A 22,466-nucleotide genomic window follows, 5' to 3' on the forward strand; every position below is an offset into this window, starting at 1 on the left:
CGTTATTGTTCGCGGGAACTTCTTTTCCGCATCTCTTCAAAAAACGGCGTTCTTCTTTCCTCCACACACCTCAATGCATAAAGATACAGAGCAGCTGACCACGACTGCCAGTTCTGGCCTTTAGGCTGCCCGTCCTGCGCGCGCAGCCACTCGTTGAAACCATACGCCAGCGGCTGCGCGTGCGACGGCTTCACCGCCTGCGCCAGCGCATACAGCTTCTTTTCCGCCAGTTGATACTTCCTGGCGGCTACTAACGCGGCTATATATACGCCGCAGACAAAAGGCCATATGCCGCCGTTGTGGTAATCGCCGGGCATATTAAACTCTGCGTCCCGCGGCCGCCAGTCCGGATCGCCGGGCTGCACGAAAGGAAAAAAATTCGGCGGCAGTTCAGACGCCAGGTCTCCCCTCTCCCGCATCACGTTGCATTCTGTTTCAATCCAGGCGATCATACGCTCGGCCCTCGACGGGGATGCTATGCCCGTAAGGATAGCGAGACTGTTGCCCAACAGATCGAATCTTTCGCTGCTGTATATCTTATAAGACCAGCACGCATAATAGGGCTTACTCTTTACCGTGAGCCCTTCATGCACATGCCGCTGCATATAATTACAGGTGATGGTAAAATGCCGCATCTCCTGCAGAAAGGCATCGGCCCGCTGGTGGCGGTCAAACATACGCAGTCCGGCATAAACCAGCGTATTCACATACAATCCGTATCCCAACACCCATTGCTCATCGCGCCAGTCGCTCGTAGGCAGCTGCGCTACCAGCAGCCGGTCGGAAGGACTCTGGTAATACAACCAGGTCAGCGCTTTCTCCGCGGCCTCCTGCAGAAAGTCTGTATTCCCTGTGAGTTGCCGGTAGATACTGATGCCCACCAGGAACAACGGCGTCGTGTCGCTGGCGCCCAGGTTTTCCGGGTCATGTGCCAGCGAAGGCACATGGCCGTGTTCCGTCTGGTTCTTCGCCAGCACTTCCAGCACCCTGCGCATGCTGACGATCAGTTGTTCGTCGCCGGAAACGGCGATACCAAAAAAAGTAAAGACCATATCACGGGTGTAGGGTTCCGAATATGCCCAGCCGGCGGTGCGCGGCAAGCCCGTACAAGGGCCGCGGCGGTTATGACGCAGCACTTCCAGCGCCGCTATCCTGGCCTGTTCCACTTCTGCTGTATTGGTGTACGTTTTCATACGATACCCAGTTTTTCCTGTATAATCTCCAAAAACCGACGGGCCACCACCCGGTAGTCAAAGCGCTGTTTCACGCGGGCCCTTCCCGCGGCGCCCATCTGTATCCGCAGGTCCCTGTTGAGCAGCAACTCGCTGAGATGCGCAGCGATATCTGCCGCATCGGCCCGGTAGTCGACGGTACGGGGCCTGTCGAATACCACGGTACGCCTGCCTTCATAGCCGGACTCCGTGCCTACCACCACCTCATGTAATACCACCTCCCGGGCAACTCCGGCCAGCAGGGCCGTTTCTCCGTGCACCAGCGTATCCAGCATACCCATAGCGCGCATACTGACGACAGGTTTACCACAGGCGCCCGCTTCCACCTGCGTCATACCGAAGCCCTCCAGCCGGGAAGGTGCGGCGTAGATATCGCAAGCCCCTATCAGGTACGGCATGAAGTTGCGCGAAATTTTATATTGCGTATAGATCACCTGCCGGTCAATTCCCAGTTCACGCGCCAGCTGTATGTCCGCTTCGTTCTGATTGTCTGTCCGCTCCTGCGGCCATACCTTGCAGACATATTTCCACGGCGGCATCCTGCCGTTGAGCTGTGCCAGCGCATGCATTACCTCCTGTGCGCCCTTTGAAGCCGCATCGCCGCCAATGGTGAGGATCATCAGCTCGTGCTCCCCGATGCCCAGCGCTTCTCTTACAGCGGCCACTTTAGGATCGGTGGCCGGAAAAGGATGGAACGCGTCCGTATCACATCCTACCGGCAGCACTTCAATATGTCTGCCGCTGATGCCATCGCGGACATACATTTCTTTTACCCAGTTGGAGGTGACCAGCAGCAGCGGCAGGGCGTTGAGCACGTCCTGGTAGTTGGCGATGTAACCATCGGCTACCAGCCAGGGCACTGCCGTACAACCGAAACGCTGCGGATGCAGCACCAGGTGAGGAACATATCCCCAATACCCAACGCCCGTGACCACATCGGGCCTGAACCAACGGTAATACCATTCTTTTTCCTGGTTGGATTCATAATGTACTGCCTGCACATCGACGCCGAGTTCTTTCAGGCCCCGGTACAGCAGGTCTCCCTGGGTGGCCAGGCCGCCAGGGCCCGCCGGATAGTCATATAACACGAGTACTTTCATGGCAGGATACGGTTTCTGTTCAGCCATTGTGCCGCCTCCGCTACCGTGCTGAACGTCCGGAATGCTTCCGCAGAGGGGGTAATCTTCGCTTCCCAGCTATCCTGACTAAATCCATATATATCGGTGATCAATGCTTTTTTCTGTTGATAGATGCCGGCCGGCAATGACAGGTAAAAATCTGCTGTGGGGTCTGCCAGCGGAAAATGACTGCGGTTGCCATCCTGATAGGCAAAAAACCAGAGCTCCGGTGAAGACAACCGCCGGTCCTGCCACAACTGAAACACCGCTTCGCTGACTTCCTCATGCCGGCGGTGCCTGGTATACTCTCCGCAAATGTTGTGGGTAATGATCAGGTCAAACTGTGTACAGGGCAACAGTCGCAGTACCTGTTCCGCCACAGCCGGTACGGACAGTGGCGCCTGCTCCGGGCCGTCGTCCATATCCGCCATTTTCCCTGTGGCCCCCAGCGCCTGTAAGACGGTGGCAAAGCGGGGCGCTCTGTCGGTATCACCTGCCCGGCAGATACAGGCTATAAAGCAGGCCCATTCAGGATGGCTCAGCAAGGTGCCGCCTGCCCACAACGTTTCATCGTCCGGATGCGCCACAATAACGGCCACCTTTTTCTGTCTTGAAGATTGCATGGTTGCTCAGGTGATATACCGATGAGCAAGGCATCAAGAAACGTACCCGAACACGACAGGCTCTTTCATCATTGCCCGATGCCATACCGGGATTTTTCCCAATAACAATTGATTAACCCCTGATTGTCATTTTGAATTTATTTTTGTCAGGCTATTCACCCATGGTTAGGAAGCCTAATATCAACCAACCATTCCTACAGCTATTGTATGAGCAGGAATAATGCTTTTTCAGACAAGAATGAAAAGCTGAAACACTATGCGACCATGGCGGCGCGCATGGATGAAAAGATGAACAGGCTGATCGGCCGGGGCGCGTTTACCATACTCACGCTGGACCAGCTATCCCTTGACCCGTTAGGCAAGATGGATATGAATACGGAGCAGCTGCCGGCAGCCCGTCCCGGCGATTCACCGGGAGCATCGCACAAAGCGATACTGTAGGCTTCTGCAACCACGCCTCCCGCACCTTACCCGCCGGCAGGCAAAATACCTCCGGCCGAAGGTCTTCGCACCACTTCCGTCATGACGGTACTATCAATCGTATGTGACGTACTGCTGCCCCTTCATGCCATGATGCCGCTGGCGCAAAAGATCAAAAGAAGTGCTGTTCTCTGGTATATCAGCAGCAACAGGCCCGAAGGGATACAAATACATACCGCCCCCTTCCGACAGGTGATCGACATCCGCCACAACAGGCGTTATCAGTACCACCACTCCCGCAACGATACAGGCAACCTCCCTCCTTCAAGAGGCATTGCGTTACATTTACGCATTACATACCGCATACTGAAGTTACAGCCCTGCGATGGCGACGATGACGATGATGATGACTAATATTCTCCCTGCTATAGAGAATATTATCATTTAACCTTCAACCCTCTCTTCATGTATAAAAAGGAAGAAGCCCTTCAATTTGTAAACGGGATGATTACCGATATGGAGGCGAAACGCAACAGGAGTGATCAGGACAGCGACGAACTGGAACTGTGGAAAATACATCGTGACCAGATCATGGCGGCGGCTTCTGATGAAGCGCTCTGCAAACGCATCGTTTTCATGAGAAAAACAATGGTTGATCTGGGGCTTGGCCATAAACTTCGTCACGCTCCATAAAAAAACCTGCTATCAAAAAAAGGAGTGGCCGCTGGCTACTCCTTTTGTATTTATATCTTCAGGCTGACCATCTCCCGGTAATCGCCATGGTGACTGACCGACGCCGGCCGGACATCTCCGCCGGTATCCCGGACAAAGGGCACGCCCGCTTCATCTTTCAGCAACTCCTCTCCCGGCCCCTGCCGGTATACGACCTGCGGCCACCAATGAGCTGAAGCTACGGCTACCGTATGCAGGCAATCACCGGCAACGACTGTACGAAAGGGAAAATACCGGTCTTTATAATGCACCGTGCCCGCCTCTCCTCCGCAGAGCTGCACCCGGTATCGCAGCGGCGCATATATCCGCTGCCGTGTGTCCCGGTGGATGATCTTATACGCCGCCTCCTTGGCGCTCCACAGCTGCCATATCATCCGGTCCGGATCAGCAGCCTGCCCGATCAGCAGCTGTTCTCCCGGAGAGAATATTTTATCCAGGTAGCCTTTCCGGCGCCAGTTACTTTCCACTGCCGCCAGCCGGAGGTCTACCACGTCATTGCCGATCATGGCGCCGCCAGCTTGTTTTCCACCACTTCCATCGCCGCACGTACGTTGATCATCTTTTCCATGGACTCGTTATCGATGACGATGTTAAATTTCTCTTCCACATCCAGCACCACATCCACCAGGTTGGCAGAGTTGATTTTCAGGTCACGGAGGAAGTCCGTGTCTTCATTGAGTGTTGCCAGCGCCTCGGGATTTTTGGTATAAGGCGCCACCACTTCCTTAATAGTGGCCATTAAGGCTGTTTTATCCATGATATCAGGGTTTATATTTTTTAAGAATAACACAGGCGTTCACATCACCAAAACCGAAACTGGCTTTGGCAATCACCTGAAGGTCTTTATATACCAGTTGCTGCGGTATCTTTTCCCGCGGCACGATGGCCGCGATCTCCGGATGCAGGTCTTCGCTGTTGATATTGGGAAACAGAAAACCCTGTTGCAGCTGCAATACCGCTGCCACCAGCTCTATACTGCCGGATGCGCTGAGGCAATGTCCGACCAGGCATTTGAGCGCATTGACATAGGGGAACTTCGTTCCGCTCCTGTTGAGCGCAAGGCTCCAGTTCACCACTTCCGTGGCATCTTTGCTGGTGGCCGTCAGATGGCCGTTGATAGCATCTATTTCATCGGGATGTATGCCTGCTTCGCGAACGGCTTCCCGGATACAACGCTGCACCGCTTCGCTGTTGGGAGCCGTCATGCTGCCTTCATTGCGTTGCCCGCCGGAATTCACATGCCCGCCGGCAATCTCCGCATAAATCGTCGCGTTTCTTTCCAGCGCGCTCTCCAGCGATTCCACCACCAGCGCGCCGGCTCCCGCTCCGGGTACAAACCCGCTGGCGGTGGCGCTCATGGGCCTGGAACCGGCGGCGGGCCTGTCGTTATTTTTGAAGGTACATACTTTCATGGCATCGAAGCCGCCCCATACGTAAGGGCCGCCGTCGGTGGTGCTGCCGGCCAGTATCCGCCGCGCCTTGCCGGCACGTATCCGGTCGTAGGCCATCAGCAGACTCTCTGCGCCGGTAGTACAGGCCGATGAATTGGTGGTCACCTGGTTGCCCAGTGCCAGCTTGCCGCCGAGCCAGGCGCTGATGCCGCTGGCCATGGTCTGCGCAACAACGGTGCTGCCTAAACGCCGTACCTGCAGTTCATCCACCCGGTGAATGGCTTCCCGCATCTTATCTACCCCGGAAGAACCGGTGCCGAATATCACGCCGCTGTCCCAGTCGGGCTGCTGCGCTTCTTTCCCTCCCGGCAAACGGGCGTCCTGCCAGGCTTCCATGCCTGCCATTACGCCATATAACACCGCTCCGCTGTTGAAACCTTTCAGTTCCAGCGGATCAAAATACTGCAGCTTCAACGCTTCTGTCACCTCCGGCGTTCCGGCTATGCGGCAGGAAAAATCCAGCGCCTCCAGCTGCGGATCAAAACGGATACCCGATATTCCCTGCTTCACCGCTTCGGTAAAAGCAGGAATGCCCGTTCCGTTGGGGGCTACCACGCCCATCCCTGTTATCACTACTCTCTCCATCTGCTGTCAATTACGAATTACGAATTACAAATTACGATTGACGGGAGGAACGATCATGCCGGCGATCTCCCCGCTGCTGACGGTCTCCCCCTGTACATTGACCATCGTTACCCGGCATTTTAGTTTACCAAAACGGAAATATATTTTTTCGCCGGTCACCGTGACTTTCTCTCCAGGCAATACCGGCCGCATAAACTCCACATGGATGGAGGTAAGGCCGAAAGACACGCCCTCCGGGCCTCCGGTGAGATAGATGCCGAGGCATACCAGTCCGATCTGCGCCATTACTTCCGTCAGCAGCACACCGGGCGTCACCGGGTATCCTTTAAAATGTCCTTTGTAACAATCCATGTCCGGGCGGAAAGTAAAACTTCCTGTCACCTGCTGTTCGTCAATTGCTTCGAGCGTATCCACAAACAGGAAAGGTGCGCTGTAGGGTAATTTTTCCAGTATAGCTGCTGTCGTCATAAATCCGTTTACTGTATATGTGCGCCGCCGTCTACCGGGATCACGGCCCCGTTCACCCAGGCGGCTTCATCTTTGCATAAAAGGTATACCATATTGGCCACATCTTCCGCGGTGGTCAGCCGGCCGAATGGACTGCGGGCCACGCTATGCGCCAGCAGCTGCTCATGGCCGGGGATCATGCGCAGGGAGCGGGTGTCTGTTACCCCGGCCTGTATACAGTTGGACCGTATGCCATAGCGGGCAAACTCCAGCGCGATGCTGCGGCTGATAGCTTCCAGCGCAGCTTTGGCTGCAGATACCGCCGCATAGTGTTTCCAGGCGCGGTGGCTCCCTTCGCTGGTAAACGATAATACACGGGCATCTGCGGCAAAAAGCCCCTGTTCCCACGTCTCCCTTGTCCAGTCGTACAGGCTCACCGCCATATGGTCCAGCGTGATCATCAGATCGTCCGTCTGCAGTGCGGGTGCATCCGTCATCGCTTTCAGCGTGCCTTTGGCCACGCTGTGCAACAGGCAACGGACACGCCCCTGCGGTCCCATTTTTTTCTGCAGCTCCTGTAATACGAGCGTACGCCGCTCCGCCTGTGCCGCGTTGATATTAAACGTCACCACCTGTACGCCGGTTGCCCGCAGCGCTTCAAATGCGGCGTTCACCGTTTCCATTTCTATGCCGGCATTGCGGTGCACGATACATACATGCATACCGTGCGCCGCCAGCTTAAAGGCTGACGCCAGCCCTAACCCGCTGCTGCCGCCCAGCACGAGCGCCCAGTATTCTTTCGATGCAAACTCTTTTACCATTGTAACAATATTCTTTGTGCGGAAAATCCGGGACCGAAACTCAGCATCAGCCCTTTATCGCCCGGTGGCACCCCCCTGTCGAGAATACGCTCCAGCACATACAACACTGTGGCGCTTGACATGTTGCCATATAACCGCAATACTTCTTTGGTATCGTCAATATTTTTCCCGGAGCCGGCGAACAGCTCTTCCACCGTCTGGATAATCTTCCTTCCGCCGGGATGGAAGATCAGCTGGTTCACTTCTTCCATGGAGGTGCCGTGGCGCGCCAGGAAAGGATGGATGATATCGCCGAAATGCGCCGCTATCTGTTCAGGCACGGCAATGTCCAGCACCATCTGCAGGCCGGAGTTGGAGAGATGGAAACCCATCAGGTGCGTGGCATCGTAAAAGTGATACATCTCCGTGCCTATGATAGCCGGTCCGGCATCTTCTTCATGGGACGACAAGATCACGCAGGCGGCGCCATCGCCGAAGATGGCAGCCGAGACAATATTGGCCATCGAAAAATCCTGATGCTGAAAGGTAGCCGTGGGCGATTCCACCGCCACCACTGCCGCACGTTTTCCCGGATTGGCCTTCAGGAAATTATAGGCGTAGATCATCCCCGAAACGCCGGCGGCGCAACCCATCTCCGTAACGGGCAACCGTACAATGTCCTGCCGCATTTGCAGGGTATTGATCAGGTAAGCGTCCATAGAGGGGATCATAAAACCGGTACAGCTGACAGTGATGATAAAATCGATATCGCTCCCCTTCAGGCCCGCCTTTTCCAGCGCGCCCTGCAGACAACGCCGTCCGAGCTCCGTTCCTTCGCGGATATACAAATTGTTTTTTTCTTCAAAGGAGGTGCAACGGAACACTTCTTCCGCATTCATGATAGAATAGCGCTGGTCCACCGCTGCATTCTCAAAGATTTTTTTCACTTTTCTGATAAACCGTTCGTCTTGTCCGGCCAGCCACAGGTCCAGGTACGGCATGATTTCGCTGGTAGGCCTGGTATATGGCGGTAATGCCTTGGCTACTGATTGAATTTTTACGCTCATAAATTAGATATAATCCATTGGTAACGGAAAGCCCATTTCCAGCGGAGGCTTTGACGCCTGATATTTAGTTTTTGTGACAGCTGCATCAGCTCCGACCGTTTGAATCCGCGCATGATGGAGGTCAGGCCGTCATAGCGCGTCATTTCTTCCAGGCGCAGTGCATAACACAGCAGTTGAAATAACCGGTAGGCCAGACCGCTGCGATGCAGGTCGTTGACCACAATTCCGGCAGATGCGCACCGGCGGAAATGCTGCATCAGCGCCAGTATCTCCGGATCGGTAAAATGGTGCAGCGTCAGTGTCAGCAGGAGAATGTCTCCCTCCATTTCAGGGACCGGGCCCTGCGTAACATCGAGGCAATGATAAGTGATTTCCGGGAAGTCAGCGGACAGTTCCCCTGCCAGGCGGACGGTGAACGGATTGGCATCGATGCCCGTCAGCCTCAGCTTCCATTGTTTTTTCCTGCCGTGTTCCGCGAGTGTCCGTAACATGTCGCCGTTGCCGCAGCCGATGTCCACGATACGTACTTCCCTGCCGGGGGGCAGGTGGCGCATCAGCATGTCTACGCCTTTTACCGTGATACGGTTGCCTCCCAGCCGCCGGTTGATCTGCGCTATCTTTTCCAGCGCCCGTTGCAGCCGTTCACCTTCCATGGAAAAATCATCCATGATTTCAGGCGCCAGTATACGCTGTGAGGTATCAGGCATATGCTCATTTTAATATTTTGTTATTTGGTTATTTAAATATTTAAAATGACAACCTGGCTTAAATAATTAAATAACGAAATAATCAAATGACTAGATAATTAAATTCCCGTGTGTTTGCCGGATAATAAACGGCAATATCGCCGGGACTGACGCCATTTGCTGCACCAGCCAGGTCGACAGCCGGTCTTTCAGGAACAGGTTGTTGAGCAGCCGCCCCATTTTCATCCGGTAGCTGAATGCTTTTTCCCACTCCCGGGTGTAATCCGTTTCCATCCTGTGGCGGTCGTACGCCGCATCGTTGCAATAGCGCAGGACAGCGGTGGCCGCTAGCCGGGCGCTGTGGATGGCCATGGCCATCCCGTTGCCGCACAGCGGATGAATAAGGCCGGCGGTATCTCCCGTCAGCAGCATATGTTGTTCCACTTTTGTTTTCCGTTCAAAAGAAATCTGGCTGATGGCCAGCGGCTGATCAAACAAGGGCCGGCTGTTGCCAAAAATTGTTTTCAGGTGATGATTCCGGTACAGCACTTCTTCGCGGTGCCGGTCAATATCGCCGTAGCGGCGGAAGCTGTCCATCTGTACGAGGTAGCAGATATTGAGCGCGCCTGTCTCCGTTTTGGATACACCGCAGTAGCCGCCGGGAAAATTGTGCAGGGCCACCAGCCCGTCGGGGAAATCGCCTTCATAGTGTCCTTTCACGGCCAGCCAGGGGGCGGGCTTGCGGAGGAAGGCGCGCGACAGCCGTTGGTCCAGTGTGGAGCGTTTACCGAAGGCGCCCAGCACGACGGTGCCCGTCAGCGGGGATGTGTTTTCACCCGCACTATATAACTGTTGTCACCGTGATACTCCACATCGGTGACGGTGTCGGTGATCAGCCGTACGCCTGCCGCCAGTGCTTTGTTGAGCAGGAAATGGTCGAGCGTGTAGCGGCTGACGCCGAAGCCGCCCAGCGGCAGTGTGGCGGAGATGGTTTTCCCGTTGGCCGCCGAGAGCAGCAGCCGGGAGATGTCCGCCGGCGCCAATACTGCCGGGTCGGCGCCCAGCCATTGCAGGTAGGGCAATACTTCATTGGAAATATATTCTCCGCAGACCTTATGGCGGGGGTAGGTATTTTTTTCAACCAGCGACACGGGCAGTCCTGCCCTGGCAAGGTGGATGGCGCTGGTGAGGCCGGCAAGGCCGCCTCCGATAATGATAATATGATGCTCTAAGCCCATGTACATGAGCAATATACGACATATTTAACAGTACAGTTGCCGTTTTGCGGCAGTGGGCCGGGGCGGGAGATCAGGGGGAATGGGGCGCGCCGGTGGTGAGGATGTCCGTTGGCGGAGACGGGGGCGGCGCATTTTTTTTGCTGATGATGATCACTTTGCCGGATATTTCCCAGGAGTAATGGAGCGGCAGGAGTATATCATCGAGCAGGCGGCGCAGCTCAGCATCTGACTGCTGCAGGGACACCCTGGCGTCGTAGGGGGCGGTGTGGCTGCCGAAGAAGCGAAGGCCGGTCTGCTGGCTGATCAGTTTAAAGACTTCCCGCAGCGGGACGTTGCGGACGTTCACGTTGACCTTTATTTTCTCCGCCTGGTTGGCGATGCTGTGAGGTGAGCGGTAAAAGAGGGGGAGCCAGAGGATAAGGAAACGTATCTTCATAAAATAATGACGAGGGAAGTTTGAAATCGTGAATAGCTAAAGGGGTGATACCGGTCAGGGGTTTTTCAATGAGGCGCTGGATCGTAAAAAATCATTACATATATCCAAACGCATCGGGCAGCAGAAAGTACTATAGGCGGCGTATGAATTCCGCGGAGCTTCCCAAACCCACCGGTAACTAATTCGTGCTTTACAAATGCTTAACAAATCCCGGATGGTTGCGGTTGTTTTCCCGATGGGAGAATATCTTAATTTGGTAACAGTATATTAACGCACAGTTAATACTATTCATGTAACTGTTCTGAAGACCCCTTTTATTTTAATTCCCGGATAACCATTGGCAGATACAGGAGTATTATTTATTGACCGGTAAGTTATGCTAAAACATAATTCAATTGGGGGAAAGTACGATGGAACCTTACACTGATGCACAATTGGTAGCTGATCTGAAGATCGGCAGCGAGTGGGCATTCACCCAACTTTATAACCGTTACTACAAACGGCTGCACATCGAGGCCAACTACGTGTTGAAAGACGCGGAGGAGGCGGCTGACGTGGTGCATGATGTGCTGATCATCATCTGGAACCGCAGGGACAAGCTGGCGGACAACCTCCATCTGAAAAGTTATCTGACCACCTGCGTGCGGAACAAATGTATGGACCGTATCCGGCGTAGCGTCGTAAAAGAGCGCAATGTACATCAATATATGAGCCTTAAAGAGCTCACCACCTGTATTAATCCTATGGAACGGAAAGAACTGTCGCTTCAGCTGGCTACTGCTATCAATGCCCTGCCGGTAGCGCAGCGGACCGTCTTTGAATTGTCATACATGGAAGATAAAACGCAACGGGAAATCGTGGCGGAAAAAAACCTCTCTCTGCAAACGGTGAAAAATCAAATGAGCACTACCCTCAGAATTCTGAGAAAAAAACTAAAATCTTCCCGCGACCTATAGTACTTTTTGTCGTGAACACCGTTAATAGGATAACATCCGATTCAAATGGATTATGAAAAAATCAGAGAACTCTCTTTGGATGAGCTGCTGGATATGATCAGCGAGGAAGACAAAGCCTTTCTGCACAGCGCCATCAGGGAAGATCTCCAGGCACGCAATATCTGGGAAAGCATCCAGCGGGACCGCCCCCGGCTACTGGCTGATGCTAGCGAAAGCCATGATCAGCATCCCGTGGAGGAGGTACTAACGGACCTCAGCAAACGGAGCGGGCGTCGCTACGTGCTGAAAGCCAGCAGTATTGCCGCCGCCTGTTTGCTCGCCATTACCGCCGGCTGGTACCTGTTCAGACCTGCTGAACGGCCACCGCTGGCAACGATATCGGACAGCGTCCCCAATACCATCCGCCTCGTGACGGCTGAAGGCAAAACCATTGACCTCAGCAACGATTCCGCAGGCATCCGGGTAGGCGGCGCCGTATTAAATAACACACAGCGCACGCTCAGCTTCGACGCCAGCCACCAGAGCGGCAGCGGGATCAACACCCTCACCGTTCCGGCCGGCAAGGACTATCACCTGCTGCTGGCGGATGGCACCCGTATACAACTAAACGCTGCCACCACCATCAGCTTCCCGTTCTCCTTCCCGGGCAAAACCCGCGAAGTGACAATTAACGGGGAAGCCTATCTCCAGGTTGCCGCCAAAGCAGGCCAGCCCTTTATTGTGCACCTGCCAGGCAATACGGTGAATGTACTGGGCACAGCCTTTAACATCAATACCTATGATTCCGGCCTCGTGAAAGTAGCGCTCGTGGAAGGCTCCGTAAAAGTAGCCACCGGCAAAAAGGACATCGTCCTCAAACCAGGCTACGAACTCACCAGCGCCCGCGACGGCATCACCAAAGAAGCCTTCGATGCGGACAAGGTGCTGGGCTGGCGCACAGGCGTATACACCTTTGAAAACGCTTCCCTGCAGGAACTGGCCCCCGTCATCATGCGGTGGTTCGGCGTCACCATCGCCCTGGATAATCCAAGAGTCCGCAGCAGACGCTTCTTCGGCATCATCGACAGAAACCAGCCCCTGCAGGCCTTCCTGCATAACCTGGAACGCGCAGACGGCATCAAATCCAGCTACGATCAGCAAGGCGTTCTCCATTTCGAATAGGCACTTTTTAACAAGGCACTGTTCCCCAAAAACCGACCGGAATACACGGCTGCGGCCTGTAAGCATCCGCATTGCGTATATTATAGACACCGATTATCTATTTTATTTTAACCGACCTGAAACATGTTACGACAAATCAGCGTTGCATTCCTCCTTATAGGATGCACCACCCTCAGTATCCTCGTATCCGGCCAAACGGCAGTATCCTGGAAAATGACATCGTCCCCCCTGCAAACCAGGTGGGCCAAAGATGTCAACCCTGCCAATACCCTGCCCGAATACCCCCGGCCGCAAATGGTGCGGCCCAACTGGGAAAACCTGAACGGCCTCTGGCAATACGCCATCACCAGCGCCGGCACACAAACACCGCCGGCCTCTTTTGACGGCCAGATACTCGTTCCCTTCCCGCTCGAGTCAGCCCTCTCCGGCGTCAAAAAAACATTACAGCCTGATCAGCGCCTGTGGTACAAAAGAACATTCGACAAACCCGCCGCCAAAGGGAAAGACAGAGTACTGCTGCATTTCGGCGCTGTGGATTTCGATGCGACCATCTACCTCAACGGGAAAAAAATCGGCAACCACACCGGCGGCTATACGGGATTCCAATTCGATATCACCGATCAACTGAAAGATAAAAACAATGAACTGGTAGTATCCGTGCTCGATCCCACCGACGCCGGAGACAACCCGCACGGTAAACAGGTACTGCATCCCCAGAATATCCTGTACACCGGCACCAGCGGCATCTGGCAGACAGTATGGCTGGAAACCGTGCCCCCGGTGTATATCGACAAGCTGAAAATGACGCCGCAGGTAGATCAGCAACTGCTCGACCTCCGCGTGAACACCGCCGGCAATAACAACGGCTATACGGTGGAAGCGATCGCCTCCGGCAACGGCGCCGTTATCGGCAGCGTCAAAGGCAAAGCCAATACCGACCTGCAGCTGCCTGTGCCCAACGCACGCCTCTGGTCGCCCAACGAACCCTTCCTATATAACCTCACCATAAAGCTGCTGTACAACAACAAAGTAGTCGACACCGTGAGTTCCTACTTCGGCATGCGTAAAATAGAAATCAAAAAAGACGAACACGGACAGGAACGCATTTTCCTCAACGGCAAATACACCTATAACCTCGGCGTACTCGACCAGGGCTTCTGGCCCGACGGCCTGTATACAGCCCCTACTGACGAAGCCCTCAAATTCGATGTGCTCGCCATCAAATCCATGGGCTTCAATACCATCCGCAAACACGTGAAAGTAGAACCCTCCCGCTGGTACTACCACTGCGATAAAGAAGGTATCCTCGTATGGCAGGACATGGTGACCTGCGCCAACACCACCGTCGATGCCCGCAAAAACTTTGAAAAAGAAAACATCGCTACCGTCGAACACTGTTTCAATCATCCCGCTGTCGTGTGCTGGGTGCTGTTCAACGAAGGATGGGCACGATATGATCAGCAAAGGCTGACAGAAGCGATGAAACAGATGGACCCCTCCCGCATCGTTAACGGCCATACCGGCGAAAACTACGACAGGGAGTCTCCAAAAGACGCCAACGAAAAATGGAAAAGCAGCGACCTCACTGACGTGCACGAATATCCCGGCCCGGGCATTTCCCCTGCCCTGCCCGGCAAAGCCAGGGTACTCGGCGAATGGGGCGGCGTACAGGTGAAAACACCTAACCACCAATGGAATGAAGCCGACGGATGGGGCTACATCTCCATTCCCGCTGCTGCCTTCGCCCGCAAATACGGCTTCATGAACAAACACCTGAAAATATATGAAGAAGAAGGTCTTAGCGGCTCTATCTACACAGAACCCTTCGATGTGGAAACTGAAGAAAACGGACTGATCTCCTACGACCGGGAGGTCATTAAAATACCTGTGGGTCAACTGAGACAGATACACAGCGCTTTCGTGCCGCCTACCAGCGACGTGGCCGCCGCCTTCATCGTCAAAGACATCGACACCACCAATCCTGACAACCGGTACACCGCCCTGCTGGCGGAATACAACAACGGCAAAAAAGACGGTCCTTTCCTGCAGGAACTCGCCCAGATGGCCCTGCGCGTAAACGACAAAACCAACGCCGTAAAAATTGCGAATGACTACATCGGACAAATGAAAGCGCCCCTGACCCGCAGCCAGATGTCTTTTGTGAATAAATTCACGACCAACAGCCGCGACAAAGGCTTCACACTCCTGCTGGACAACCGCGACCAGATCAACCAGACACTGGGCAAACGACAGGCCGACGTGAAACTGATGACCATCATCTACGGCGAAGAAATTCAGCCGCATGTGCAAAACGCAGGCGCCACGCCCGACTGGAACAAAATAGAAGCAAAAACCAAACAATACGGCGCCCCGGGAGAAGAAATATTCCTGCGCGCTAAAACCATCCACTTCCTGAACCAGAAGGACTGGAACAATTTCGCCGCTACCGCGGATCAATACGTGGGTAAATGCGCGCCGTATATTTCCGCCAATGAACTGAACACCTACGCATGGACCGTCTTCGAAAACATCTCTGACCCCACCCACCTCAGTAACGCGGCCAACTGGTGCCAGCATATGCTGAAAGCGGATAACAACCCGGCTTACATTGACACATATGCTAATGTGCTCTATAAAGCAGGAAAAAAAGACGACGCTATCGCTACGGAAGAAAAGGCAGTTGAACTGGCGCCGGCCAGCGATAAAAAGACTTATCAGGATATCCTGGATAAAATGAAAAAAGGTGAAAAGACCTGGAAATAAAATGAAATCAGCAGCGGCGTACTACGAAATGTCCCTGCTCGCCGCTGCTCATTTTAATGTCCAACCATTCCTGTCTGACTACGTGATGGTACACACCCTTTTCCCTTTGTGCCATGAAACAGCAGCAGGCTATATGGACAGTGGCGCCCTCAGAAGGTTGCTGCTCAATACACTTGGCCAGTTTCAGGTGTTGCCGGAAAAAAATCAGCTCCTGCTGACATTCGATAACGGCTACACGCTCGCTCACTTCAACAGTGATCTTACATGGACCGAATTTTTCTCCGGCGGATGTGTCGCCTTTGAAGGTCCCATGCTGAGCAGGATAAGAGCTCAGTACAAAGACTGGGGACTGACAGAAAACGCCGCTTAGTAAATACTTTCATTTGCGGGTGCGAAAGCACCAATTATTCAAACAGGCCTGCATTGTTTTTACAATGTGGGCTTTTTTCTTTTACCCATACCCTCCCAGGTTTGTATGTTCGTTCCACAATCTGTAAATTTCCGGTGTCCGTCAACCTGAATTCATGCAGATCATCACCCGCGACGCCACGACCCAACAGCTTGAAGCTGCCATCGCGCAAAACCACCGCGACCTGTTCTTACTCGATGCCCGTATAAAAAACGGCGTTATCCACCAGCAAGATGGTCTTTGCTGGACCTACACCGAAAAGGAAGGCGCCGGCACCATCCTCTTTCCGGCACTATCGGATAACATCGCCCCGCTGAACGCGATGATGGATTTCTATCAGCAACACCAGGGGAAACACATCGGATGCTGGTCCTTACAGCCCGCGGAAACAGCACACCTGGATGCGCTGCTTCTTGCAAGGGGCTTCCAGCCCGGATGGCAACCCTGCTGGATGTCGCTGGACCTGCAAACGATCAACACCGGCTTCCCTTTACCGGAAGGACTGCATATTGCGGCCGACAACGAAACGCCCCTCCACACCATTACAGCGCTGCCGTATGCCGGTGATAACAACAGCTGCTCAACGGGCCTGCAACACGAAGACCAGGCGCAGGTACAGCGCTTTGTAGCCGCGCTGAACGGCACCATCGTCGCACAAACCCTGTTGTTGTTCGGTGGCGGGGTGGCAGGCATTTACAATGTAGGCGTGGTACCCGAAGCCAGAGGGAAAGGCATCGGCAAAGCTATCGTCAGCGCCGCCTGCCTGTATGCAAGGGAAAAAGGATATCACTATGCTACCCTCAATGCCAACCCGATGGGCAGACCAGTATATGAGCAATTAGGATTTCAGTGGATCGGCGACGGCCTAACCTGGTGGATCACCGATGACCGGCTGCAAAGCCGTCCGCCTGACGCTGCCGGGACAGCCCTCGCGGAAGCTGTCGGCAAAGGAGATATGGCGGCATTGGCCGCTTTCGCCGGCGCTGACCTGAACAAGCCTCTCTGCAACGGCATGCAGCTGCTGGAACTGGCCGCCCACTGCGGGCAACCGGCTGCAGCGGAATGGCTGATAGCCCATGGCGCCGCCTGCAGCGCACTGGATGCATGGAACCTCGGCTGGAAAGACCGCGCCGCCGCGCTGCTGGCAGAAAACCCGGCAGAAGTAAACCGTTTGTACGGAAATTTCCAATATACGTTACTGCACGTCGCCGTAGAAAAAAACGATATCGCATTGGCCCAACTGGCTTTGTCTGCCGGACCCGACCTGCAAATTACAGACGCCATCCACGAGGGCAATGCGCTCGGATGGGCCTACTACCTGGACAGGCCAGCAATTGAAGCGATGATCAAAGCATATCAGTCGGCACAGGGACTTTAACCCAACGGGCAGCTATTCCAGGGGATCGCTGTCTTCCAGGTTCTCCGCACTAACGGGAACGGTACAACGATAACTGACGGTGATGCCATACGGATCGCTGCTTCTGCCTGTAGCAGTCCGAATGAAGACGGGTAGGTTGGATGGGGGGGTGGTCATCTGTCAAAAATAGGACATCTCCGGAAAAATCCGTTGTGATCTACTCCACATCAGGCGAATCAGAGATAATCATGGCCATCACCGTTACAGCCAGTCCTCCGGCACGTCGGCCAGCTCCTGCACCACATTCAGCGTTGGCAGGAAGGTAAACCGGAGTTCCTGTTTGTTGATGGCTGTCAACAGACGGCGGAGCCAATGAGAAGCGCCCGCATCCATGAAATCAAACAATTCGGGATAAAAACGTTGCATGCCCAGCAGATAAAACCCACCGTGTTGCGCCGGGCCGATGACCACCTGGTTATGCCTGAGGGCGGCAAAAGCTTCCTCCAGCAGTTCGGGCGACAGGTGGGGGCAGTCCATACCGATCATGACCACTTCCTGGTAACCGGTTGCAAACACCATGTTAAAAGCCAGTAACATGGATTCGCCGGCGTCGTGGCCCAGCTTCGGGAAAATGATGTACTCCTCCCATAAGCCGTAATCGGCCATGTCTTCCAGCACTACATACTTGTCCATGTGGATATAGGAAGCTGTTTCCTGGGTATGACTCAGTAGCTGATGGAGTATCTCACGGGTTTTAAAATCGCCTACAGTATCTTTTAGACGGGTGTTCGCAATGGTGACCTCCTTGTCTCTCGCAAGAACGATCAATGCCTGGTTGAATACTTTCATAAAAGCCAGGGTTTAAGGATTTAGCAACATCAATTTACGGGATTTCAGGGGGAATGGTTGTTTGCAGATTGTTAATAAGAACATTTACCCCCATTTATAATTGTTAATCTTCTCAGGATAACCCGTAGTTAATGCGGCAGCCATTAAAATCCGGCAAAAACAGTAAATTGTCCGATATTTGTTACCCTATTTCAACTTTTTATGAAAGTTTGCATTGCAGAAAAACCAAGTGTGGCCAGGGACATAGCAGAAGTAATCGGTGCGAAGCAACGCAAGGATGGCTACTACGAAGGCAATGGCTACCAGGTGACCTGGACTTTCGGCCATTTTTGTACACTGAAGGAACCGCATGATTATTATGAACAATGGAAATTCTGGCGGCTGGAAGATCTCCCCATGATCCCGCCCAGCTTTGGTATCAAGCTGATAGAAAACAACGGCGTGCAAAAGCAGTTCAAAGTGATCGAGCAACTGGTACAGCAATGTGACGAAGTGATCAACTGTGGGGATGCCGGCCAGGAAGGCGAGCTGATTCAAAGGTGGGTACTGCTTAAAGCCAAATGCACCGCCCCCGTCAGGCGACTATGGATTTCCTCCCTCACGGAAGAGGCTATACGTAATGGCTTTCAGCAGCTACGGGACGCCAGTCAATATGACAACCTTTATGCCGCAGGCAGCGCCCGCGCTATCGGCGACTGGCTCCTGGGCATGAACGCCACCCGTTTGTTCACCAAAAAATTTGCCGTTGGTAAAACCGTACTGTCCATCGGACGCGTGCAAACCCCTACCCTCGCCATGATTGTGGCCCGGCAGAAAGAGATCAACGCGTTTGTGTCGGAGGATTACTGGGAACTGAAAACCGTGTACCGCGACACCGAATTCACTGCCGCCATCGACCGCCTCGGCAGCGTGGAGAAAGCACAGAAAGGTCTGGCCTATTTACAGGAACATCCTTTTGAAGTGACTTCTTTCGAGAAAAAAGATGGTAAGGAGGGCAATCCCCGCCTGTTTGACCTCACCTCCCTGCAGGTAGCGGCCAACAAAAAATACGCGTACTCCGCCGACGATACCCTTAAATATGTGCAGAACCTCTACGAGAAAAAACTGGTCACCTACCCCCGCGTAGATACCACCTATCTCTCGGAAGACCTGCACCCGAAAGTTGCCGGCATTCTCCAGGACATGACGCCTTACGCGGCGCTCACCGCCCCCGTGCTGGCCAGCCCCATTCCGAAACTGAAAACCGTCTTCGATGATAAAAAGGTGACAGATCACCATGCCATCATCCCGACAGGCGTGCATCCCGGCGGCGGACTGCCACCGGAAGAAAAAAGGATCTACGATCTTATCGCCCGCCGCTTCATCGCGGCATTCTACCCGGAATGTAAAATATCCAACACCACGGTATTGGGAAAAGTAGGCCAGGTGCCGTTTAAAGTCACAGGTAAACAAATCATTGAACCGGGCTGGAAAGAAGTGTATGCCAACGATACCAGCATCAAAAAAGAAGGGGAAGAAGAAGAAAAATTCATTCCCGATTTTGTGGTAGGAGAAAGCGGACCGCATACGCCCCGCATCCATCAGGGTAAAACCTCTCCGCCCAAAGCCTTTACAGAAGCGAGCCTGCTCCGCGCCATGGAAACGGCCGGCAAACAGGTGGATGATGAAGAAATGCGCGAGCTGCTGAAAGACAACGGCATCGGCCGCCCTTCTACCCGTGCCAATATCATTGAAACACTGTTCCGCCGCAAATACATCGACAAAAAGAAAAAAAATATCTTCGCCACCCAAACCGGTATCGATCTGATCGACACCATCCGGACGGAGCTGCTCAAAAGCCCCGAACTGACCGGCCAGTGGGAACGCAAGCTGCGCCTGATCGAGAAAGGGGAATATGCCATGGACACATTCAAAGACGAACTGATCGCCATGGTGGTAGACCTCACCAAAGAAGTGAAAACGGCCAGTTATAAAACCATTACCATCGCGCCCGATACCCCGGCGCCTGCACCGGCCACAGAAGATAAGCCTAAAAAGGAACGCAAACCCAGGGAAAAGAAAGCACTGGACCTTAGCGCGCTCAACTGCCCCAAATGCAGGGAGCATCTGCTGTTAAAAGGCAATAGCGCCTACGGCTGCGCTAATTTCAAAGTATGTGGCTTTAAAATTCCTTTTGAAGTAAAAGGGAAAAAACTGACCGATAAACAGGTCCACGACCTGGTAACGAAGGGCAAAGCCGGTAAGCTAACCCTCACCGACACATTCGATATTCAATAAAAAACCCCGGGCCTGTGCCCGGGGTTATCTTTTTTAGTAACCGGTACCTACCGTTGTTGTTTTCCACGCTTCTACTTCTTCTTTAACAGCATCGATTTTAGCATATACCATGTTATACGCGTCTTCACCGAGGAAGAGGTGCACCGGCGGGTTTTCCGCTTCGCTCACCTGTATAATGGCGTCAGCGGCTTTCTCCGGGTCACCGGGCTGATTGTGATTGATTTCATTCACATGCAGGGCCTGTGCTTCCCTTACCAGCTGGTAATCGGCGATAGGCTGCGCCGGTTGGGCCAGCGACCCGGTGGTCAGGAAATCGGTCCGGAAGTAACCGGGAGAAACGATGGTCACATGTACCCCGAAAGGCTTCACTTCCTCTGCCAGTGACTCGGAAAATCCGTCCACCGCGAATTTGGTAGCGCAATAGATACCGAAACCGGGGAATCTGCCATTAAATCCGGCGATGGAAGACACATTGAGGATGTGCCCTGATTTTTGTGCACGGAAATAAGGCATCGCTTTACGGATAACATTCAGCGTACCGAAAACATTGATGTCGAAGTTACTGCGGGCTTCTGCGTCGGACAGTTCTTCGAGGCTGCCTACCAGTCCATAGCCGGCGTTGTTCACCACTATGTCTATACGACCAAAGCGGGCCACGGTATCCGTCAACGCCTGTGCTATACTGGCTTCATCATTCAGCTGCATCGTAAGCGGCAGGAAATTATCGTCGGTAGCTATTTTACGAAGTTCATCGAGGTTACGGGAGGTGGCAGCCACACGGTAACCGCCGGCCAGCAGTTTTTTAACAAGGTCCCGGCCTAATCCTTTGGAAGCGCCGGTCACAAACCATACTTTTTTGTTGCTCATAAGATGTTCATTTTTATGGCAACAAAATTAGGGACGCGATAGATACCGGCTATTACGCCAAACAAACGAATGATTGCAAAAATCAAACAGCTCTGAAACCAGTGGGTGTCAGCTGGGTATGTTTCCTAAAGAAGTTATTAAAGTGGGAAGGCTCCTCAAAGCCAAGGCTGTAGCTGATCTCCGATACGTTCCAGTCGGTATGCCGTAACAGTGCTTTTGCCTCCCTGACGATCCTTTCCGAGATATGGGTAGTGGTCGTTTTACCAGTGGTTTCTTTCACCGCCCGGTTGAGGTGGTTCACATGCACGGACAATTCTGTCGCAAAATCCCCGGCGGCCCGCAGCCGGAATACTCTCCCCGGCGCTTCAATAGGAAACTGCCGTTCCAGCAGCTCCATGAAAACGGCCGCGATCCGCTCGTTGGCATTACGGTGCTGATAAAGCCTTTCGGAAGGTTCTGTCTTCATCACCAGATGCACCATCTCCATCAGGTAGTTCCGGATCAGGTCATATTTACCCCGGTAGTCGCTGTTGATTTCGTCCAGCATTTTAAGGAACAACCGCTCCACCTCGCTCTCCAGTTCGGGCGTAAGCCGGTAAGAAGGTTTTCCCTGCGGGTGAAACATAGGCAGGTCTTTCAACGCGTAACGGCCCATCTCCGTTAAAAAAGATTCGCGGAAGATACAGAAGTAGCCGGAGGCCTGTCCTTCGGACAGCTGCTCCCAGGCGTAGGGCACCTGCGGGTTAAAGAACAGCAGGTTGCCGGTTTCCGCCAGCAGGCTCCTGTCTGCATAGTGATAGATAAACCTTCCCCTCAGCAGGCTTATCTTATAGAAGTCACGGCGATTGTAAGACATGCTGGGACTTGCAGGCTTACAGTCTTCCATGCGGAAAACATTAAAATGCCCGATGTCCTGCTGGAGATTAGCGGGCATCCAGTTCATTTTCTCCTGGTAGAACTCTGCGATGGATTGTGGTTTTGGCATATAACAA

General features: G+C 53.6%; 25 protein-coding genes and 1 pseudogene. 9 read left to right on the plus strand and 17 right to left on the minus strand.

The window, feature by feature from the left end:
- Nucleotides 1-2: 2 nt before the first annotated feature.
- Genes HF324_RS26385 through HF324_RS26395 form a run of 3 tightly spaced genes read right to left on the minus strand, consistent with a single transcriptional unit; the run spans nt 3 to nt 2,973 of the window.
- On the minus strand, nt 3-1,193 hold the full coding sequence (locus HF324_RS26385) for a glycoside hydrolase 100 family protein (protein ID WP_168861239.1): 1,191 nt from the start codon (nt 1,191-1,193) through the stop codon (nt 3-5).
- Complete coding sequence (locus HF324_RS26390; protein ID WP_168861240.1) at nt 1,190-2,332, minus strand: glycosyltransferase family 4 protein; 1,143 nt, start codon at nt 2,330-2,332, stop codon at nt 1,190-1,192. Before HF324_RS26390 ends, HF324_RS26385 begins: the two co-directional genes overlap by 4 nt.
- Entirely contained in the window at nt 2,329-2,973 is a 645-nt protein-coding gene (locus HF324_RS26395; RefSeq protein WP_168861241.1) for a PIG-L deacetylase family protein, read from the minus strand. The genes HF324_RS26390 and HF324_RS26395 overlap by 4 nt, the downstream gene beginning before the upstream one ends.
- Nucleotides 2,974-3,180: 207 nt before the next feature.
- Here HF324_RS26395 and HF324_RS26400 point away from each other — a divergent pair, with 207 nt between their 5' ends.
- From HF324_RS26400 to HF324_RS26410, 3 genes are all read left to right on the plus strand, one after another.
- On the plus strand, nt 3,181-3,414 hold the full coding sequence (locus tag HF324_RS26400; RefSeq protein ID WP_168861242.1) for a hypothetical protein: 234 nt from the start codon (nt 3,181-3,183) through the stop codon (nt 3,412-3,414).
- A gap of 81 nt (nt 3,415-3,495) precedes the next feature.
- Nucleotides 3,496-3,807, plus strand: a complete 312-nt coding sequence (locus HF324_RS26405) for a hypothetical protein (RefSeq protein ID WP_168861243.1) — start codon at nt 3,496-3,498, stop codon at nt 3,805-3,807.
- 51 nt (nt 3,808-3,858) lie between these two features.
- Nucleotides 3,859-4,086 (plus strand): hypothetical protein, encoded by a 228-nt coding sequence (locus HF324_RS26410; protein ID WP_168861244.1) that lies wholly within the window; start codon nt 3,859-3,861, stop codon nt 4,084-4,086.
- Between the two features lie 50 nt (nt 4,087-4,136).
- Here the strand turns inward: HF324_RS26410 and HF324_RS26415 are convergent, their stop codons facing one another.
- The 10 genes and pseudogenes from HF324_RS26415 to HF324_RS26455 all read right to left on the minus strand — a co-directional run bounded on the left by HF324_RS26415 (nt 4,137) and on the right by HF324_RS26455 (nt 10,835).
- The gene (locus HF324_RS26415) at nt 4,137-4,631 is read right to left on the minus strand and encodes a 4'-phosphopantetheinyl transferase family protein (RefSeq protein WP_168861245.1); all 495 of its coding nucleotides are present in this window, start codon (nt 4,629-4,631) and stop codon (nt 4,137-4,139) included.
- A complete protein-coding gene (locus HF324_RS26420; RefSeq protein ID WP_168861246.1) occupies nt 4,628-4,882 on the minus strand; it encodes an acyl carrier protein in 255 nt (84 codons plus the stop codon). The genes HF324_RS26415 and HF324_RS26420 overlap by 4 nt, the downstream gene beginning before the upstream one ends.
- A gap of 4 nt (nt 4,883-4,886) precedes the next feature.
- Nucleotides 4,887-6,161 carry a beta-ketoacyl-[acyl-carrier-protein] synthase family protein gene (locus tag HF324_RS26425; RefSeq protein WP_168861247.1) on the minus strand — a complete coding sequence of 425 codons (1,275 nt, stop codon included), beginning with the start codon at nt 6,159-6,161 and terminating at the stop codon, nt 4,887-4,889.
- 24 nt (nt 6,162-6,185) lie between these two features.
- Complete coding sequence (locus tag HF324_RS26430) at nt 6,186-6,629, minus strand: 3-hydroxyacyl-ACP dehydratase FabZ family protein (RefSeq protein WP_168861248.1); 444 nt, start codon at nt 6,627-6,629, stop codon at nt 6,186-6,188.
- A gap of 8 nt (nt 6,630-6,637) precedes the next feature.
- Nucleotides 6,638-7,429 carry an SDR family oxidoreductase gene (locus HF324_RS26435; RefSeq protein WP_168861249.1) on the minus strand — a complete coding sequence of 264 codons (792 nt, stop codon included), beginning with the start codon at nt 7,427-7,429 and terminating at the stop codon, nt 6,638-6,640.
- Nucleotides 7,423-8,475 (minus strand): type III polyketide synthase, encoded by a 1,053-nt coding sequence (locus HF324_RS26440; protein ID WP_168861250.1) that lies wholly within the window; start codon nt 8,473-8,475, stop codon nt 7,423-7,425. Before HF324_RS26440 ends, HF324_RS26435 begins: the two co-directional genes overlap by 7 nt.
- A 275-nt stretch (nt 8,476-8,750) precedes the next feature.
- Nucleotides 8,751-9,182, minus strand: a pseudogene (locus tag HF324_RS33900) (methyltransferase domain-containing protein); the annotation flags it as partial.
- 90 nt (nt 9,183-9,272) lie between these two features.
- Nucleotides 9,273-9,965, minus strand: a complete 693-nt coding sequence (locus HF324_RS33445) for an NAD(P)/FAD-dependent oxidoreductase (protein ID WP_220101242.1) — start codon at nt 9,963-9,965, stop codon at nt 9,273-9,275.
- 11 nt (nt 9,966-9,976) lie between these two features.
- Nucleotides 9,977-10,405, minus strand: coding sequence for an NAD(P)/FAD-dependent oxidoreductase (locus tag HF324_RS33450; RefSeq protein ID WP_220101243.1), 429 nt, complete (start codon nt 10,403-10,405; stop codon nt 9,977-9,979).
- Nucleotides 10,406-10,469: 64 nt separating this feature from the next.
- Nucleotides 10,470-10,835 (minus strand): STN domain-containing protein, encoded by a 366-nt coding sequence (locus HF324_RS26455; RefSeq protein ID WP_168861252.1) that lies wholly within the window; start codon nt 10,833-10,835, stop codon nt 10,470-10,472.
- 410 nt (nt 10,836-11,245) lie between these two features.
- Between HF324_RS26455 and HF324_RS26460 the strand changes: the two genes are divergently transcribed.
- The 5 genes from HF324_RS26460 (at nt 11,246) to HF324_RS26480 (ending at nt 17,502) form a co-directional block, all read left to right on the plus strand.
- Complete coding sequence (locus HF324_RS26460; RefSeq protein ID WP_168861253.1) at nt 11,246-11,791, plus strand: RNA polymerase sigma-70 factor; 546 nt, start codon at nt 11,246-11,248, stop codon at nt 11,789-11,791.
- 45 nt (nt 11,792-11,836) lie between these two features.
- Nucleotides 11,837-12,952 carry a FecR family protein gene (locus HF324_RS26465; RefSeq protein ID WP_168805958.1) on the plus strand — a complete coding sequence of 372 codons (1,116 nt, stop codon included), beginning with the start codon at nt 11,837-11,839 and terminating at the stop codon, nt 12,950-12,952.
- Between the two features lie 123 nt (nt 12,953-13,075).
- Nucleotides 13,076-15,715, plus strand: coding sequence for a glycoside hydrolase family 2 protein (locus HF324_RS26470; RefSeq protein WP_168861254.1), 2,640 nt, complete (start codon nt 13,076-13,078; stop codon nt 15,713-15,715).
- Entirely contained in the window at nt 15,696-16,085 is a 390-nt protein-coding gene (locus tag HF324_RS26475; protein WP_168805962.1) for a hypothetical protein, read from the plus strand. Before HF324_RS26470 ends, HF324_RS26475 begins: the two co-directional genes overlap by 20 nt.
- Before the next feature lie 154 nt (nt 16,086-16,239).
- On the plus strand, nt 16,240-17,502 hold the full coding sequence (locus HF324_RS26480) for a GNAT family N-acetyltransferase (protein WP_168805964.1): 1,263 nt from the start codon (nt 16,240-16,242) through the stop codon (nt 17,500-17,502).
- A gap of 12 nt (nt 17,503-17,514) precedes the next feature.
- On the opposite strand, the gene HF324_RS26485 is transcribed toward HF324_RS26480, so the two are convergent.
- Both HF324_RS26485 and HF324_RS26490 read right to left on the minus strand, forming a co-directional pair.
- Nucleotides 17,515-17,658, minus strand: coding sequence for a hypothetical protein (locus HF324_RS26485; RefSeq protein ID WP_168861255.1), 144 nt, complete (start codon nt 17,656-17,658; stop codon nt 17,515-17,517).
- 84 nt (nt 17,659-17,742) lie between these two features.
- The gene (locus HF324_RS26490) at nt 17,743-18,330 is read right to left on the minus strand and encodes a DUF2064 domain-containing protein (protein ID WP_168861256.1); all 588 of its coding nucleotides are present in this window, start codon (nt 18,328-18,330) and stop codon (nt 17,743-17,745) included.
- 201 nt (nt 18,331-18,531) lie between these two features.
- On the opposite strand from HF324_RS26490, the gene HF324_RS26495 reads away from it, so the two are divergent.
- Entirely contained in the window at nt 18,532-20,607 is a 2,076-nt protein-coding gene (locus HF324_RS26495) for a type IA DNA topoisomerase (RefSeq protein WP_168861257.1), read from the plus strand.
- Nucleotides 20,608-20,640: 33 nt separating this feature from the next.
- Here the strand turns inward: HF324_RS26495 and HF324_RS26500 are convergent, their stop codons facing one another.
- Nucleotides 20,641-21,474 carry an oxidoreductase gene (locus HF324_RS26500; protein ID WP_168805973.1) on the minus strand — a complete coding sequence of 278 codons (834 nt, stop codon included), beginning with the start codon at nt 21,472-21,474 and terminating at the stop codon, nt 20,641-20,643.
- Between the two features lie 82 nt (nt 21,475-21,556).
- Complete coding sequence (locus tag HF324_RS26505; RefSeq protein ID WP_168861258.1) at nt 21,557-22,459, minus strand: helix-turn-helix domain-containing protein; 903 nt, start codon at nt 22,457-22,459, stop codon at nt 21,557-21,559.
- Nucleotides 22,460-22,466: the final 7 nt, after the last annotated feature.

It is taken from the genome of Chitinophaga oryzae, from assembly GCF_012516375.2.
GTDB lineage: Bacteria > Bacteroidota > Bacteroidia > Chitinophagales > Chitinophagaceae > Chitinophaga > Chitinophaga oryzae.

Excerpts from the sequence above, each read along its gene's own strand:
- HF324_RS26385 (WP_168861239.1), bottom strand. The coding sequence starts at position 1,193 with ATGAAAACGTACACCAATACAGCAGAAGTGGAACAGGCCAGGATAGCG.
- HF324_RS26390 (WP_168861240.1), bottom strand. The coding sequence starts at position 2,332 with ATGAAAGTACTCGTGTTATATGACTATCCGGCGGGCCCTGGCGGCCTG.
- HF324_RS26395 (WP_168861241.1), bottom strand. The coding sequence starts at position 2,973 with ATGCAATCTTCAAGACAGAAAAAGGTGGCCGTTATTGTGGCGCATCCG.
- HF324_RS26400 (WP_168861242.1), top strand. The coding sequence starts at position 3,181 with ATGAGCAGGAATAATGCTTTTTCAGACAAGAATGAAAAGCTGAAACAC.
- HF324_RS26405 (WP_168861243.1), top strand. The coding sequence starts at position 3,496 with ATGACGGTACTATCAATCGTATGTGACGTACTGCTGCCCCTTCATGCC.
- HF324_RS26410 (WP_168861244.1), top strand. The coding sequence starts at position 3,859 with ATGTATAAAAAGGAAGAAGCCCTTCAATTTGTAAACGGGATGATTACC.
- HF324_RS26415 (WP_168861245.1), bottom strand. The coding sequence starts at position 4,631 with ATGATCGGCAATGACGTGGTAGACCTCCGGCTGGCGGCAGTGGAAAGT.
- HF324_RS26420 (WP_168861246.1), bottom strand. The coding sequence starts at position 4,882 with ATGGATAAAACAGCCTTAATGGCCACTATTAAGGAAGTGGTGGCGCCT.
- HF324_RS26425 (WP_168861247.1), bottom strand. The coding sequence starts at position 6,161 with ATGGAGAGAGTAGTGATAACAGGGATGGGCGTGGTAGCCCCCAACGGA.
- HF324_RS26430 (WP_168861248.1), bottom strand. The coding sequence starts at position 6,629 with ATGACGACAGCAGCTATACTGGAAAAATTACCCTACAGCGCACCTTTC.
- HF324_RS26435 (WP_168861249.1), bottom strand. The coding sequence starts at position 7,429 with ATGGTAAAAGAGTTTGCATCGAAAGAATACTGGGCGCTCGTGCTGGGC.
- HF324_RS26440 (WP_168861250.1), bottom strand. The coding sequence starts at position 8,475 with ATGAGCGTAAAAATTCAATCAGTAGCCAAGGCATTACCGCCATATACC.
- HF324_RS33450 (WP_220101243.1), bottom strand. The coding sequence starts at position 10,405 with ATGTACATGGGCTTAGAGCATCATATTATCATTATCGGAGGCGGCCTT.
- HF324_RS26455 (WP_168861252.1), bottom strand. The coding sequence starts at position 10,835 with ATGAAGATACGTTTCCTTATCCTCTGGCTCCCCCTCTTTTACCGCTCA.
- HF324_RS26460 (WP_168861253.1), top strand. The coding sequence starts at position 11,246 with ATGGAACCTTACACTGATGCACAATTGGTAGCTGATCTGAAGATCGGC.
- HF324_RS26465 (WP_168805958.1), top strand. The coding sequence starts at position 11,837 with ATGGATTATGAAAAAATCAGAGAACTCTCTTTGGATGAGCTGCTGGAT.
- HF324_RS26470 (WP_168861254.1), top strand. The coding sequence starts at position 13,076 with ATGTTACGACAAATCAGCGTTGCATTCCTCCTTATAGGATGCACCACC.
- HF324_RS26480 (WP_168805964.1), top strand. The coding sequence starts at position 16,240 with ATGCAGATCATCACCCGCGACGCCACGACCCAACAGCTTGAAGCTGCC.
- HF324_RS26485 (WP_168861255.1), bottom strand. The coding sequence starts at position 17,658 with ATGACCACCCCCCCATCCAACCTACCCGTCTTCATTCGGACTGCTACA.
- HF324_RS26490 (WP_168861256.1), bottom strand. The coding sequence starts at position 18,330 with ATGAAAGTATTCAACCAGGCATTGATCGTTCTTGCGAGAGACAAGGAG.
- HF324_RS26495 (WP_168861257.1), top strand. The coding sequence starts at position 18,532 with ATGAAAGTTTGCATTGCAGAAAAACCAAGTGTGGCCAGGGACATAGCA.
- HF324_RS26500 (WP_168805973.1), bottom strand. The coding sequence starts at position 21,474 with ATGAGCAACAAAAAAGTATGGTTTGTGACCGGCGCTTCCAAAGGATTA.
- HF324_RS26505 (WP_168861258.1), bottom strand. The coding sequence starts at position 22,459 with ATGCCAAAACCACAATCCATCGCAGAGTTCTACCAGGAGAAAATGAAC.